Origin of the sequence: Streptomyces albofaciens JCM 4342 (assembly GCF_008634025.1) — a bacterium.
GTDB lineage: Bacteria > Actinomycetota > Actinomycetes > Streptomycetales > Streptomycetaceae > Streptomyces > Streptomyces albofaciens.
The window spans coordinates 2048746-2063604 of sequence record NZ_PDCM01000002.1 but is presented as its reverse complement, the minus strand read 5'-3'; the positions used below and the strand labels follow the sequence as shown (position 1 = coordinate 2063604).

At 71.8% G+C, this 14859-nt stretch carries 12 protein-coding genes; 5 read left to right on the top strand and 7 right to left on the bottom strand.

Going from position 1 to position 14859, the window contains the following annotated elements:
- Nucleotides 1-288: 288 nt before the first annotated feature.
- The 3 genes from CP973_RS29235 to CP973_RS29225 all read left to right on the top strand — a co-directional run bounded on the left by CP973_RS29235 (nucleotide 289) and on the right by CP973_RS29225 (nucleotide 4135).
- Nucleotides 289-1458 (top strand): MFS transporter, encoded by a 1170-nt coding sequence (locus CP973_RS29235; RefSeq protein WP_244410277.1) that lies wholly within the window; start codon nucleotides 289-291, stop codon nucleotides 1456-1458.
- Complete coding sequence (locus CP973_RS29230; RefSeq protein WP_150246892.1) at nucleotides 1455-1952, top strand: PTS sugar transporter subunit IIA; 498 nt, start codon at nucleotides 1455-1457, stop codon at nucleotides 1950-1952. The genes CP973_RS29235 and CP973_RS29230 overlap by 4 nt, the downstream gene beginning before the upstream one ends.
- A 92-nt stretch (nucleotides 1953-2044) precedes the next feature.
- Nucleotides 2045-4135, top strand: a complete 2091-nt coding sequence (locus tag CP973_RS29225; RefSeq protein WP_150246891.1) for a nuclease-related domain-containing DEAD/DEAH box helicase — start codon at nucleotides 2045-2047, stop codon at nucleotides 4133-4135.
- 14 nt (nucleotides 4136-4149) lie between these two features.
- On the opposite strand, the gene CP973_RS29220 is transcribed toward CP973_RS29225, so the two are convergent.
- Nucleotides 4150-6069, bottom strand: coding sequence for a TerD family protein (locus tag CP973_RS29220; RefSeq protein ID WP_150246890.1), 1920 nt, complete (start codon nucleotides 6067-6069; stop codon nucleotides 4150-4152).
- A gap of 158 nt (nucleotides 6070-6227) precedes the next feature.
- A complete protein-coding gene (locus CP973_RS29215) occupies nucleotides 6228-7757 on the bottom strand; it encodes a helix-turn-helix domain-containing protein (RefSeq protein WP_150246889.1) in 1530 nt (509 codons plus the stop codon).
- Between the two features lie 124 nt (nucleotides 7758-7881).
- Between CP973_RS29215 and CP973_RS29210 the strand changes: the two genes are divergently transcribed.
- On the top strand, nucleotides 7882-8919 hold the full coding sequence (locus CP973_RS29210; RefSeq protein WP_150246888.1) for a DUF1648 domain-containing protein: 1038 nt from the start codon (nucleotides 7882-7884) through the stop codon (nucleotides 8917-8919).
- A 1-nt stretch (nucleotide 8920) separates the two neighbouring features.
- Nucleotides 8921-9280 (top strand): GntR family transcriptional regulator, encoded by a 360-nt coding sequence (locus CP973_RS29205; RefSeq protein WP_150246887.1) that lies wholly within the window; start codon nucleotides 8921-8923, stop codon nucleotides 9278-9280.
- Nucleotides 9281-9396: 116 nt separating this feature from the next.
- Here CP973_RS29205 and CP973_RS29200 read toward each other — a convergent pair whose 3' ends face one another.
- The 5 genes from CP973_RS29200 to CP973_RS29180 all read right to left on the bottom strand — a co-directional run bounded on the left by CP973_RS29200 (nucleotide 9397) and on the right by CP973_RS29180 (nucleotide 14848).
- Nucleotides 9397-10236, bottom strand: coding sequence for an alpha/beta fold hydrolase (locus CP973_RS29200; RefSeq protein WP_150246886.1), 840 nt, complete (start codon nucleotides 10234-10236; stop codon nucleotides 9397-9399).
- Nucleotides 10233-10670, bottom strand: coding sequence for a helix-turn-helix domain-containing protein (locus CP973_RS29195; protein ID WP_208853325.1), 438 nt, complete (start codon nucleotides 10668-10670; stop codon nucleotides 10233-10235). The genes CP973_RS29200 and CP973_RS29195 overlap by 4 nt, the downstream gene beginning before the upstream one ends.
- Nucleotides 10671-10800: 130 nt before the next feature.
- Entirely contained in the window at nucleotides 10801-12906 is a 2106-nt protein-coding gene (locus CP973_RS29190) for an iron ABC transporter permease (protein WP_280119038.1), read from the bottom strand.
- The gene (locus tag CP973_RS29185; RefSeq protein WP_150246884.1) at nucleotides 12903-13880 is read right to left on the bottom strand and encodes an ABC transporter substrate-binding protein; all 978 of its coding nucleotides are present in this window, start codon (nucleotides 13878-13880) and stop codon (nucleotides 12903-12905) included. Before CP973_RS29185 ends, CP973_RS29190 begins: the two co-directional genes overlap by 4 nt.
- Nucleotides 13877-14848: an ABC transporter ATP-binding protein gene (locus CP973_RS29180; RefSeq protein ID WP_150246883.1), complete on the bottom strand. Its 972-nt coding sequence runs from the start codon at nucleotides 14846-14848 to the stop codon at nucleotides 13877-13879. The genes CP973_RS29185 and CP973_RS29180 overlap by 4 nt, the downstream gene beginning before the upstream one ends.
- Nucleotides 14849-14859 lie beyond the last annotated feature (11 nt).

Here is a 14859-nt window from a genome sequence, read left to right as displayed (position 1 = left end):
CGTCGCCCTCCCTCGCCCCTGGCGGCAGCGCGCGGAAGCCCGCCTAACCTCCGCCTGGGCGCCTGTCGAAAAACCACTCATCACCCTTTCGCACAAACTTCATGTGCGTTACGGTCACCCGTGATGAGTGAATCGACTGCCCCAGCCACTGGGTCCCCCGGCGGAAGGCCCGGCGGCGGAGCGCCCGCCGGGTCCTCCTGCGCACCTGTCCCCGTGCCACCGCCGTCCCGGCGCCTGCGCACGGCGCGTGTCTGCACCTTCCTGGCCTTCGCGCTCAACGGCTTCGTGATGGGGATGTGGATCGTGCACATCCCCGCGATCGAGCACCAGGTCGGCATCACCCATGCCGTACTGGGCTGGCTGCTGCTGTTCCTGGGCGGCGGTGCCTTCACGGGCATGCAGGTCTGCGGGGCGCTGGCCGATCGTTTCGGCAGCCGGAACATCGTGCTGGCCGGCGGCGCACTGTGCAGCGCCACGGTCGTCCTCCCGGGCCTGGCGGCCTCGCCCTGGGCCCTCGCGGCGGCCCTGCTCGCCCTCGGCTTCGGCAACGGCTGCCTGGACGTCAGCATGAACACCCAGGCTGTTCAGGTCGAGCGCGGTTACGGCCGTCCGGTGATGTCGGCCTTCCACGCGGTGTTCTCGGTCGGCGGCGTCATCGCGTCGCTCATCGGGGCCCGCACCCTCAGCTGGGACTGGCGGCCCGCCACCACCCTCACCGCCGTCGCGGTGACCGGCGTACTGATCACCTTCGCCCTGGTCCCCGGCATGCTGCCCCCCGAACGCCCCTCACCGGCCACGACGCCCCCGCGACAGACCGACTCCACCCCGTCTCCGCCCCCGTCTCCGCCCAAGGCGCCGGCGCCCAAACGCCGCACCCCCTCCCAGGTCTGGGCACTGGGCGTACTCGCCCTGCTGCTCATGCTGTGCGAAGGCGTGGCGAACGACTGGAGTGTGCTCCACCTCAAGGACGTCCTGGACGCACCCGCCGCGACGGCCGCCCTGGCGTACGGCGGCTTCGCCACCGCCATGACCGTCGGCCGTTTCGTCACCGACCGCGTGGTGGGGCGTTTCGGCCGGGTCTTCGTGGTCCGGTACGGCGCGGCCTTCGGGGCCCTGGGCCTCACGGTCGCGTCGCTCTCCCCGTGGGTGCCACTGGCCCTCTTCGGCTGGACCGTCTTCGGAATCGGCCTGTCCGGCTGTATTCCGCAGTTCTTCACCGCGGCCGGAAATGTGGACCCGGAATCGTCCGGGGCAAACGTCTCCAAGGTGGCGGGCCTCGGCTACGTGGGAATGCTGGCGGGCCCCGCCATCATCGGCCCGCTCACACACCTGGTCCCCCTGAATCTCACCTTCTTCCTCCCCGTGGCTTTCTGCGTAGCGGCAGCCGTCTCCGCAGGAATCCTCCGCCCGGCCCACAGGAAGACCACCCGGCCCGAACCCGCGCGGGCCGAAGCATGACCCGCTCCCGAACCCGCCCTCAAGCCCCACCCCGAATCCGCGCAGCCCTCGCCGACTACTTACCCGAACAACGCATTCACCCCCACGCCCGGGCCACCACCACCCACGAACTCCTGCGATCCCTCACACGAGACCTTCACGCCGCGGGAACCATCTCCAACCCTCACACCTTCACTCGCGCACTGCACACCCGCCTGGCCCACACCCCCCACGGCTTCCACGGCATCGCCCTCTTGACCGCCCGCACCCGCACGGTCAACACTCCGGCAGCCGCCTTCGCACGCATCACACCGGAACTCACCTGGCGCGGCGCCGACAACCGCCCGGTTCGCGATGTCTTCGTCCTCACCGCCCCATACAAACTCAAAGACACCGGTTCCATCCAGGCGTATTCGATTCTCGCGCGCCACACCGCACACCCGGGCTTCCGTCACTTGCTGGCCGGGGCGCGTACGGCGGACGAACTGTACGCACTGTTCTCCTTGATTCGGTGACCGAGTCCGGGTTCCCGGGGCCGTTGCGCACCCTGCCGTTCCGACAATGGCCCGCCCTATGATCGCTGCACCGCGTACGAGGGGGGCTGGGCATGGCGGCAGGCGGATCGGCTTCGCGGAGGGCGCAAGAGGCGCGGCGGCAGGAACGGCTGCTGCGGGAGCAGTGGCAGTCCGCGCGCCGGCAGGCAAGCCGATGGGAAGCGGCGAGCGAGGGTGAACGGCGGATCGCGGCACAACTGCTGGTGCTGACGGAGCGCGGGTGGCGCCTGCTCGTGGACCGGCGATGGCCGGGGACCCGCACTGCCAATGTGGACATGTTGCTGGTGGGCCCCGGTGGTGTCTTCGTCATCGACGTGAAGAACTGGCGCTCTGCTCCCGAGGTGTCGGACGGACGGCTCCGGGCCGGAGGCGAGTGGCGGGACGCGCACGCGGCAAAGCTGCTCGCGGTGACGAAAGCCGCTGAAGGCGCGGTCGCGTCGCTGGGCATGTCCCCCGTGGCGGTGCAGCCGCTCATGGTCTTCGCGGGGCAACGGGTCGACACCGCCCTCGGCCGCATCCGGCTGCTGGGCGAACACGAGGTCGGCCCGGCGCTGCTGTCGCAGTGCCGCAGGCTGCGGACGGAGTCGGTCCGTGCGATGGCCGACCACCTGGAACGGGTCTTCCCCGACTACGAAGGATCGGCGGTCACACATCAGGCGCCGCCGAAGCCCGACACGCTGCAACAGGCCATGCCCGACGGGTTGTTGGACATCGAAAGTCTGCGCAACGCGGCGCTGGAAGAGGCGCTGCGGGCCCCGATCGAGCGGTGGATGACCTTCCTGCACCCCGACCAGGTCGCATTGGTGCGCCGCAACTGGTCGGGCCCGGCACGCATCAGCGGCCCGGCGGGCACGGGCAAGACGGTGGTCGGGCTGCATCGCGCGGTCCACTTGGCGAAGCGCACCGACGGCCGAATCCTGTATGTCACGTTCGCCAACAACCTGCCCCGCGTGCAAGGCACCTTTCTCAAGGCCATGTCCCCGGAAGTCGCGAACCGGGTGGATTTCCGCAGTCTGCATTCCTGGGCGCAGGAATTCCTGCACGCGCGCGGCGTCTCCGTACGGCTGCACGGGGACAAGGCCGAAACCGCCTTCAGTCTCGCCTGGAAGCACGTTGGGCGCGGCAGTCACCTGGCCGAGATCGATCCGCGGCCGGGATACTGGCGTGAGGAGATCGACCACGTCATCAAGGGACGTGGGGTCACCACCTTCGAGGAATACGCGAGCGTGCCCCGGCGCCGGCGACGGACGAACCTGCGCAGGGCGCACCGGCAGGCGGTGTGGAAGCTGTACGAGGCGTACGAGTCGCGGCGCGTCGAGCGTGGTGTGCACGATTTCAACGACGTGCTTTCCCTCGCTTTGGCAGAGGCGACGCGTCACGCGGACCGGTCCCCGTACGCGGCCGTCATCGTGGACGAGGTCCAGGACCTCACCCTTGTCGGCGTCCGCCTCCTGCACGCTCTCGTCGGCGACGCACCCAACGGGCTGCTGCTGGTCGGTGACGGCCAGCAGGCCGTATACCCAGGCGGATTCCGCCTCGCCGAGGCGGGCATCGACATCCGCGGTGACCGCGGGCAGGTGCTGAGGACCAACTACCGCAACGGCAAAGAGGTTCTGGACGCCGCGCTCACGGTCGTGGCCGGTGATTCTTTCGAGGATATCGACGGTCTGCGTACGCCTGGCCGCCGCGATGTCGACCTCACTTACCACGACGGACGCGTCGTCCGCGTGACAAAACCGACCGTGGACACACACGACCAGGAACTCCTGGGCGCCCTGCGCACCCTGCGTGACGGCGACCGAGCCGATGCCGCCGTGCTGTGCCCGTCCATGCGGGCCATCGACCACTATCAGCGGCTGCTCGTCCAGGCGGACATCCCGGTGTGCCTGCTGGAACATTACGATGGCCGCGCCGTTGATTCCGTGAAGCTCGGTACCTACCGCCGAGCCAAGGGCCTTGAGTTCAAGTACGTATACCTGCCCCAGCACGACGCTGCTCTGTCGAACGAGGCGTGTACCGGCGGTTCCGGCACGACGGCGATTCCCGAAACGGCGCGGGAACGGGAAGAACTGCGCCGCAGCCAGCTCTTCGTGGCCATGACGCGGGCTCGGGACATGCTGTGGCTGGGGAGCGTCAGCCAGTAGGAGCGGTGGGCGGCTCAGTCCGTGATGTCGACGCCGTACCCGCGTGCGAGAGTGCCGAGGCCGTGGTCGTATCCCTGGCCGACCGCGCGCAGACGCCAAAGGGGGCCCCTGCGGTAGACCTCGGCGAGGAGCATGGTGCGTTCCGTCGTGGCGGCGTCCAGGGTGGCCCTGGCGAGTGGCGCCCCGCTGCTGCCAGGGGCGGCGCCGATCTGGACGGCGCCGACATCGCCGAAGGTGGCAGTGCCGTCGATGGCCGCGGCGACGACGATCTTGCGGGCGGCGGGCGGCAAGGAGCCGAGGTCGATGGCGATGCTCTGTTCGGCCGGGCCGCCGGTGAGCAGGCGCACGGTCCCGGCCGGGTTCTCCGGAGCGCCGTAGAAGACGAAATCCTCGTCGCAGTCGACCTGTTCCTCCTCGTCGAGGACAAAGGCGACGACATCGATCTCGCAGTCGGCCTGTGGCGCCCAGGCCGCGGTGACGTGCCACTCGGGTGCGACTGTCCCGGTCGGCCGGGGCAAGTCGATGACCCCGCCCCTCGGCAGGACCTGTGGCTCGTGCGGTCGGCCGGCCGCCGCGGCCTGCGCGGTGGCCGCCGGCGCGGCGAGCCAGCGCTCGTCGCGCACCGGGAGCTCAAGAGCGGTGATGCGGCGCATACGCCGATCCTGCTCACCGCCGGGGAGCAGCAGGACATCCGTGACGCTCGCTGAGAGATTGACCGCCGCGGACCCGCCCAGTTCGACGACGCGTGTACGGGCCGCCACGGCGACGGCGTGCGTACCGCTGAGCACCAGTACCCGTCGCCCTGCCAGCGGCTTGCCCGGCGTACCGGCAGAACGGACGGGCCGAAGTGAGGCGGGAACGGGCGCTCCGAGGGAAGCCGCGGGAGGGCACGGCACCTCCGGTACGAGGCCTGGCCCGGGGCCGGGCGCGACCGCGGCACCCGGACCCGCCGCCTCCGGGACCTCGGTCCGTCCCGGACGCGCCTCCGACACGACGGCGGTGACCACTCCCTCGTGGGACCTCCCGGGCCGTACGTCGGCCAGCAGGCGAAGGAACGTCTGCTCGTCGATGACCGGCACCCCTTCGGCGACCGCCCGCCGGGCCTTTGCCGATACGGACGCGGGCTCATTGCTCACGAGAGCGCTGGTGTGCCGGCTGACGGACTTCATCATGTTCAGTCCGGCGGAGACGCCCCGAGCGACCAGTTCGGCGCGAGAGGCAGCCGTCGAACCGGTAATGGCGATCTTCATCCCCTGCCGGAGCGGCCCACCCCGAACCAGGCGCCCCGGGTTGCTGTACGCGCAGGGAGTCTTGGGTGGCTGCGGCGAGAACGACGGGTCCTGTCGTGGCGGGCAGGGGACGAGCGGCAACGGCAGGCCGAGCCGCGCCGCGTCCCGCAGCGATGCCCGCAGAACGCCGGCCAGCACACGGGTGTCGTCCAGCGCATCGTGCGCGCGCTGTTGCGGTATGCCGTAGTGGGCGGCGAGGGTGCCGAGCTTCATGTCGTCGGTCGGCGGATCCACCTGACGGTTGAGGGCCAGCGTGCAGAGGCGCTGTGACACCGGCAGCGACATGCGCACGCGGGCGAACTCATGAGCCAGGAAGTCGTAGTCGAACTGGGCGTTGTGGGCCACGAACACCCGGCCCTGGAGCAATTCCGCGATCTTCCCGGCGACCTGGTCGAAGGTCGGTGCCCCTCGCAGCCGTTCGGCGGTCAGCCCGTGGACGTGTACCGGGCCCGGATCGCACCCGGGGTCGAGCAGCGTCGTGAACTCTCCGGTCCGCTCGCCGTCCGGCCCGACGGTCACCACCGCGATGGACAGCACCCGGTCCCGCCTGGCAATGAGACCGGAGGTCTCGACGTCGACCAGGGCCCAGTCGTGGGCGTAGCCGCCCGTGGCGGGTATGTCGAAACCGGTGGTGGAAAGCCTCATGGGGCCAAGGATGATCCGGTTTGTGCCCCGGTATCAACCGGCATGACATATCGCTTCGGAGTCGGCCGCTCGGCAGCCCGTGGAAGCCCGGACCTCCGGGACCAGTGGCCCAAAGGTCCGGGGTTCCGGGGCCTCATCCGCCGCCCCCGGCCCTCCGGTCAGATATCCCGAAAGATCTCGATCTGCGCCCCCACAGAATTCAACCGCTCCGCCAGATCCTCATAACCCCGGTTGATGACATACACATTGCGCAGCACCGACGTCCCCTCCGCCGCCATCATCGCCAGCAGGATGACCACCGCGGGGCGCAGGGCCGGGGGGCACATCATTTCTGCTGCGCGCCAGCGGGTCGGGCCGTCGATCAGTACGCGGTGCGGGTCGAGGAGTTTGACCTGGGCGCCGAGGCGGTTGAGGTCGGTGAGGTAGATGGCGCGGTTGTCGTAGACCCAGTCGTGGATGAGGGTCTGGCCTTGAGCGCTGGCCGCGATGGCGGCGAAGAACGGGACGTTGTCGATGTTCAGGCCGGGGAACGGCATGGGGTGGATCTTGTCCAGGGGAGCCTGGAGCTTGGACGGACGGACCGTCAGGTCGATGAGGCGGGTGCGGCCGTTGTCGGCGGCGTACTCCGGGCTGCGCTCGTGGTTGAGGCCCATCTCCTCCAGGACGGCCAGTTCGATCTCCAGGAACTCCACCGGGACGCGGCGGATGGTCAGTTCGGACTCGGTGACCACGGCGGCCGCCAGCAGGCTCATCGCCTCGACGGGGTCCTCGGACGGCGCGTAGTCCACGTCGCGGTCGATGTGCGCGACGCCGTGCACGGTCAGCGTGGTGGTGCCGACGCCCTCGACCCGTACGCCCAGCTCCTCCAGGAAGAAGCACAGGTCCTGGACCATGTAGTTGGAGGAGGCGTTGCGGATGACGGTGACGCCGTCGTGGCGGGCCGCGGCGAGCAGCGCGTTCTCGGTGACGGTGTCGCCGCGCTCGGTCAGGACGATCGCGCGCTTGGGGGCGACGGAGCGGTCCACCTCGGCGTGGTACGTGCCCTCCGTCGCGGTGATCTCCAGGCCGAAGTGGCGCAGCGCCGTCATGTGCGGCGTGACCGTACGGGTGCCGAGGTCGCAGCCGCCCGCGTACGGGATCTTGAAGTGGTCCATGCGGTGCAGCAGCGGACCGAGGAACATGATGACGCTGCGGGTGCGGCGGGCCGCCTCCGTGTCCATGGCGTCCAGGTCCAGTTCGGCCGGCGGCACGATTTCCAGGTCGTTGCCGTCGTTGATCCAGCGGGTGCGGACGCCGATGCTGCCCAGCACCTCCAGGATCCGGTAGACCTCCTCGATGCGGGCCACCCGGCGCAGCGTGGTGCGGCCCGCGTTGAGGAGCGTGGCGCACAGCAGGGCCACGCACGCGTTCTTGCTCGTCTTGACGTCGATGCTGCCGGAGAGGCGGCGGCCGCCGACGACGCGCAGATGCATGGGACCCGCGTACCCGAGCGAGACGATTTCACTGTCCAGCGCCTCGCCGATCCGCGCGATCATCTCAAGGCTGATGTTCTGGTTGCCGCGTTCGATGCGGTTGACCGCGCTCTGGCTGGTGCCCAGAGCCTCCGCGAGCTGCGTTTGCGTCCAGCCCCGGTGCTGGCGCGCGTCGCGGATGAGCTTGCCGATGCGTACGAGGTAATCGTCTGCCATGAGGTAGACGGTATCTCAGATATGAGATCAGCGAGTAATCGAGTGGTGCGGGATGGGTGTTGACTTGCCGGACGGTGCTCGCCTGACCCTCTTGTTCTAGTACTATGCGAACAAGGGGTGCTGAATGAACTCTGTGAACGCCACACAGGCCGGTCCCGCCGCCGGGCCGCCCGCGGTCCGTCCCTGGCGGGCGCTGATCGCCGTACTACCGTTCCTGATCGCCGTCGCGGCCGTCGCCGCCGTCTTCTGGTCCGTACGGGACCGGATCCCCGATCCGCTGGCCGTGCACTTCGCCGCCGACGGCACCAGCGACGACTTCGCCACCGCCGCCGGCTTCCTCACGCTCATGCTGGGCCTGCCGCTGGTCGCCGGCGCGGCCATCGGCGTACTGGTGCTGCGCGACGCGGCCGCGGGCGCCCTGCGCTGGGCCATCACCACCGGCTACGCGATGGCGGGGCTGTCCGGCTGTCTGGGGGTGTCGATGCTGCTGCGGAACGCGGACGCGGACGACGCGGCGACGGTCCGTTTCCCGCCGTCGTACCTGGGCCTGGCCCTCGGCGTGGCGGCCCTCGCCGCGGTGGTGGGCCGGCTGTGCGCGGGCCGCGACCGGGTGCGGGCCGACGAGGTGGCCGGTCCGGGGCGCGCGACACCGCCGCTCGGCCTCGCGGACGGCGAGACCGCCGGCTGGTCGCGGACCATCGACTCACCCGCCCTGGGCGTGTCCGGCGCCGCGCTCCTCAGCGTCGCTCTCCTGGTCGGTCTGACGGTGAGCTGGGTCGGCGCCGCGGCCCTCGCCGTCGCGGCCCTGTCCTGCCTGGTGTTCGCGGGCGTACAGGTCACGGCCGACCGTCGCGGTCTGACCGTCGCCTCGTCCCTCGTACCGCGCCCCCGCCTGCGCATCCCGCTCGCCCGCATGCGGGAGGCCGGCGTCCAGCGGATCAGTCCGCTGGCCGATTTCGGCGGCTGGGGCTACCGCCTGCGGTCCGGGCGCAGCGGCATCGTGCTGCGCCGCGGCGAGGCGCTCGCGCTGCGGCTGGCCAACGGCCGCGTCTTCGTGGTGACGGTCGACGACGCGGCCACCGGCGCCGCCCTCCTGAACACCCTGCTCACCCGGGAGCGGAACCGGGACCGGCGCGCCACCGGATCCGGCCAGGAGGACTGACGTGCTCTTCCGCGTAGACCACGCCTCCCCGGTCCCGCTCGGCGACCAGATCGCCGCCTCGGTGCGCGGCGCCCTCGCCGACGGCTCCCTACGCCCCGGCGAGCGCCTGCCCGCGGCCCGTACGGTCGCCGAGTCCCTGGGCGTCAACGTCCACACCGTGCTGCGCGGCTACCAGCGCCTGAAGGACGAGGGTCTCATCGATCTGCGCCGCGGCCGTGGCGCCGTCGTCACCGGCCAGGCGTCCCCGGCCCGCGCCCGCCTCACCGAACAGGTGGGCCGGCTGGTGACCGAGGCCCGCACCCTCGGTCTCTCGGACGAGGAGGTCGTGGCCCTGGTGCGCAGCGGGTTGGCGATGGGGTGAGGGGTGGGCCGAGGGAGTGGGTTGAGGGAATGGGAGCGGGGTCAGGGAGTGGGGGCAGGGAGTGGGGCCGGTCCGGCGGATTACCTCCGGCCGGGACCGTCCCTTCGAGGCAGCCCTCACTTCCGCAAGAACGCCAGCACCTCATCCGTCTGCCCGAAGATCGCGTGCCCGACGCCGGCCAGCAGCCGCACGGTCGCGTCCGGGACGTTCTCCCGTACGCGCCGGACCGTGCCCGCCGAGTCGAAGACCGCGTCGTCGGTTCCGGCGATCACCAGCAGCGGGATGCCCAGGCCGCGCAGCGCATCGTCCGTGAACACCGGCAACCGCTCCGTGCGCGGCCTGAACTGCTGGAAGGTCAGCACCACTTGGTCGAGGACGGGCTCCGCCTGCGGCGTGTTCAGGCCCGTGGCGCTCCGTGCGGAACGGCGCATCCCCCAGCGCCCGAGCGGGCGCAGCAGCAGGGCCTTGAAGAACAGGCCCATCCGCTGACCACCCACGCCTCCGGGGCACAGCAGGGCCAGGCGGGTCACCCGGCCGGGGCGGCGGATGGCGTGGTCGAGGGCCATCCAGCCGCCGAGGGAGGTGGCGACGACCGGGGCCGTCCCGATCTCCAGGCCGTCCAGGACGTCGTCGAGCCACCGCGCGTACGCGTCGGAGGCCAGCGGCGGGCGGGAGGGCGAGCTCAGGCCCGGTTCGCCGATGAGGTCGACGGCGTACGTACGGAAGTGCCGTGACCAGGTGGCGATGTCGCCCTGCCACATGCTCGCGTTCGCCCCCGCGCCGTGCAGCAGGACCAGCGGCGGAGCTTCCGGCGGGCCGGAGGCGAGGACGAAGGTCTCGCCCTCGCGGGTCGGTATCCGCAGGTGCTCGGCGGTCACGGGCCAGGCGGCCAGGGTTTCCTCGTAGCGCCGCCGGAGCTGTTGCTCGCCGGCCGCGGACTTGTAGATCGTGCTCACGAAGAGAGCACCCCCTCGATGTAGTCGAACAGCCGGGCCGTGTCGGCCAGGCCGCCGAGAATGATGACCTTCATCCGGGCCCGCTCCGGGTCGTACGCCGTCTCGATCCGCAGCGGCCGCTCGCCGGGGCCGCGGTGGGCGACCGAGGCGGTGAGCAGGGTGGCCACCCGGTCGGCGGTCCGGGCGTCGACCGCGTCGATCTCCACGATGCTCGACACCTCGCTGTGCCGCGGCCCGTCGGCCGGGCCCTCCGGGGCGGCGGGGGCCGGGCGGCCGGTGAAGGCCTCCAGGTCCTCGTGCGCGATCCGGTACTGCTTGCCGATGCGGACGGCGGCGAGGCGCCCGTCGCGCACGTAGTTGCGGACGGTGCGTACGTGCAGCCCCAGGCGCTCGGCGACTTGTTCCACGGAGTAGAGACGCTCGTTCACGAACATACCTTAACCTTCCCTGTCTGAGGGGAAAATAGGGAAGGTCAGGGAAGTTCGCAGAAGTTTGAGGAACGTGGAGGAGTGTGGAGGGACTACGGCAGCCCCGGCCCGTGGACAGCACGGGCCGGCACGGCTCCTACCGCCCCCCGCCCCGCGTCCGCACCAGCAACCACAGGAAGTACGGCGTACCGATGACCGCCGTGAGCAGCCCCGCTCCCAGCTGGGCCGGTGCGATCACCGTCCGGCCCACCATGTCCGCCGTCCCCACCAGCACCGCGCCCAGCAGCACCGCCACCGGCACCACGCGCACGTGCCTGCGGCCCACCAGGGCGCGGGCGGCGTGCGGGGCGACCAGGCCGACGAAGGCGATGGTGCCGGCCGCGGCGACGGCCGCCGCGCTCAGCAGGACGCCCAGAGTCAGGAGGCCGAGGCGCGCCCGGGGCAGCCCGAGGCCCAGCAGCCGCGGGGTGTCCTCGTCGAGTGCGACCAGGTCCAGTTCGGTGCGCCGCGCGACCGCCACGGCGAGGCCCGCCGCCAGGACGACGGCGAGCGGCAGCAGATCGGGCAGCGTCCGTCCGTAGGTCGAACCGGACAGCCAGGTCAGCGCCTTGGTGGCGTTGAACGGGTCGGTGAGGACGATGAGCAGGCTGATCAGGGCGGCGCTCGCGGTGGCGACCCCCATGCCCACCAGCACCAGGCGGTTCTGCCGGAAGCCGCCGCGCGCGGACAGCCCGAAGACGAGCGCGGCGGCGAGGGCGGCACCGGCGAAGGCCGCGGCGGCCAGGCCCGCGGGCCCGGCCTCGGGCACACCCGTCACCAGGATCACCGCGCCCAGCGCCGCGCCGCCGGAGACGCCCATGACGCCCGGTTCGGCGAGCGGGTTGCGGGTCACGGCCTGGACCAGGGTGCCCGCGAGAGCGAGGGCCGCGCCCGCGAGGAGGGCGGCGAGCACCCGGGGCACCCGGGTGTCCAGGACGAAGGAGACGGCCCGCCCGGCCCTGCCCTGCGCCCAGTTCGCGACATCGCCGAGCAGCAGCTTGGAGTCACCGAGCAGTACGGAGGCGATGGTCACGGCGATCAGTACCGCCACCAGCGCTCCGGTCACCGCCAGGAAGACGGCCCGGCTGCGGATGCGCAGCCGGTCGGGCGCGGCGGCGGCGCCGGTGTCCCGGCCCCGGGTCGCCAGCACCACCAGGAACACGGCGCCGACCAGGCTCGTCACCACGCCGGTCGGCACCGCCACCGCCACGTCGGCCGGCACCACCGCGCGCAGCGCGACGTCCGAGCCGAGCACCAGCGCCGCGCCCGTCAGCGCGGACCGCGTGACGTTCGCGCGCGTACGGGAGAAGCCGCGGTAGCGGCGCGCCAGCAGGCGTACCAGGGCCGGGGCGCTCAGCCCGACGAAGCCGATCGGACCGGCGAGGGTGACGGCCGCGGCGGACAGCAGCGCCGCCAGCACGACGGCGATCACCCGGGTGGCCCGCACCGGCACGCCCAGCCCCCGCGCGGCGTCGTCGCCGAGGGCCAGGGCGTCGACCCGGCGGGCGACCAGCAGCAGCCCCGCCAGTCCGGTGACCGCGAGCGGCAGCAGCCACAGCACCGCGCCGAACCCGTTCTGCGCGATGCTGCCCTGGTTCCAGGCGTACAGCCCTTCCGTCCGCTCGGGGAACAACAGCAGCAGTCCCTCGGTGACGGAGGTGAGGCCGAGCGTCAGCGCGCTGCCCGCCAGGACCAGCCGTACGGTCCCGGTGCCCAGCCCGGACAGCCCGAGGACCACCGCGGCGGCCGCCAGCCCGCCGGCGAAGGCGACGCCGGAGGAGGCGAGCAGCGGCAGCGAGACGCCGGTCGCGGCGACCAGGCCCAGCGCGAGGTAGGAACCGGCGTTGACGGCGAGGGTGTCGGGCGCGGCGATGACGTTGCGGCTGACGGCCTGGAGGGCGGCGCCCGCCGTGCCGAGGGCCGCGCCGACCAGGATCCCGGCGGCCATGCGCGGCAGCCGGGAGGCGACGACGACGGAGGCGTCCGCCGCGTCGGCCTGCCCGGTGAGCGCCTTCCACACCTGTGCCGCGCCGACGCCCGAGGTGCCCTGCGCGATGTCGACCAGCGCGAGGACGGCGATCAGCAGGACGAGCCCGGCCGTCACCGCGGCCGCGCCGCCTTTCCGGGACGCCGCCGTGGCGGTGGGGGCGGGGGGAGCGGTGGTGGTGACGGCCATGGTCTTGCGCGTGGGTCCCGTCGTCACTTCGTCAGCGCGGTGACGACGGAGTCGACGTACGACTCCATCGACCCGGTGCCGCCGAACATCCACACGCCGTCGGGCAGTCGGTGCACCTTGCCCGCCTTCACGAACGGCAGCGACTTCCACACCGCGTTGTCGGCGAGCACACCGGTGAACGGCGTGGCGCTCTTGTCGTCGTCGCTGCCGATGTACGCGAACTCCACGTCGCCGAGCTTGGTCAGCCCCTCGACGTCGGTGCTGCCGAGCCCGTAGGCCGGGTCGCCCTTCACCGTCCAGGGGTTCTTCAGCCCGAGCTTCTCGTTCACCGCGCCGACCAGCGAACCGGCGGTGTACGGCCGGATCGTCACCTGACTGCCCTGCACATAGCCGTCCGCGAAGGCGAACTCCGTGCCCTCGCGCCCGGCCTTCGCCAGCTTCCGCCGGCCGTCCGCGAGCTTCGCCGCGAAGTTCTTCTTGAGGGTCTCGGCCCGCTCCGTGGTGCCCGTGGCCTTGGCGATCAGGTCGAGGTCCTTGGTCATCCGCCCGATCGGGTCGGCGGCGTCGGCGGACTTCAGCTCCAGCACCGGGGCGATCTTCCGCAGCTGTGTGACGGCGGCCTTGGGCAGGTCGCTGGTGGCGACGACGAGGTCGGGAGCGAGCGTGGCGATGGTGTCCATGCTCGGCTCGCCGCGGGTACCGATGTCCTTCGGCTCGTTCTTCAGCGGTACGGCCTTGTCCCAGGACTTGTACCCCTTGACGTCGGCGACACCGACCGGCGCGACACCCAGTGCGGCCAGGTGCTCGACGACGTTCCACTCGGTCCCGACGACCTTCTTGGCGGGCCCGTCCAGCTCCACCTTCGTACCGGACGCGTCGGTGAGGGTGATGCGCCCGGAGGACTTCTCCCCCTGGTCGGCGGCGGGCTGGGTGGTACCGCACGCGCCGAGGGTGAGTGCGGCGGCGGTGGCCGCCGCGACGGTGAGCAGGAGTCGTCTCATGAGGTGGCACCGAGCCTTTCGCTGTGCGCGTCGCGCGCGTCGTGCTTGTCGTTCCGCGGCGTGCGGTCCGCCTGCGGCGTGTCGCCGTCCGGCGTCCGCGTGCCGTCCTGTGCCGGGTCGCCGTCCGGCGTCCGGCGGGTGTGGTGCCGGCCGATCGCGCGGGTGCGCAGTCGTCCGGTCGACGGATCGGTGGAGACCTCGATCCGGATGCCGTACGTGTCCGACAGCCGCTCCGGAGTGAGCACCTCCGCCGGCGCCCCGTCCGCGACCACCCGGCCCGACCGGAGCAGCACGATCCGGTCGGCGACGGCCGCCGCCTGGTCCAGGTCGTGCAGCACCACCCCGACGGCGATACCGTGGTCGTCCGCCAAGTCCCGTATCAGGTCCAGCAGTTCCACCTGGTACCGCAGGTCGAGGTAGGTCGTGGGCTCGTCCAGCAGCAGTACGCCGGTGTCCTGCGCCAGGCAGCCCGCGAGCCATACCCGTTGCAGCTGGCCGCCGGAGAGGTGCTCGGCACCCCGCTCGGCCAGGTCGGCGACCCCGGTCATCCGCAGCGCCCGCTCCACCGCCTCGTGGCCGCCCGGATCGGCCCGGCCCCAGCGCCCCCGGTACGGATAGCGCCCGAACTCCACGACGTCCCGCACGGTCAGTCCGCTGGGCACGGGCCGCCCCTGGGGCAGCAGCGCGACCCGCCGCGAGAACTCGCGGGGCGTGAGCGCGAAGCCGTCCGTCTCCTCGCCGAGGGTGAGCGCGGCGCTGCGGGCCCGCTGCAAACGCGCCACGGTGCGCAGCAGTGTCGACTTCCCGCTGCCGTTCGGGCCGACCAGTACGGTCACCCGCCCGGGCGAGAGCTGGAGCGAGGCCTCGTGCACGACATCGACACCGTCGTACGCCACGGTGACTTCCGTGGCGCTGAGGGTGTGGCCGCGGGGCTGCGCGGACGGGGGGAGTTCATCACCGGGCTTCACGCGGCAAAGGT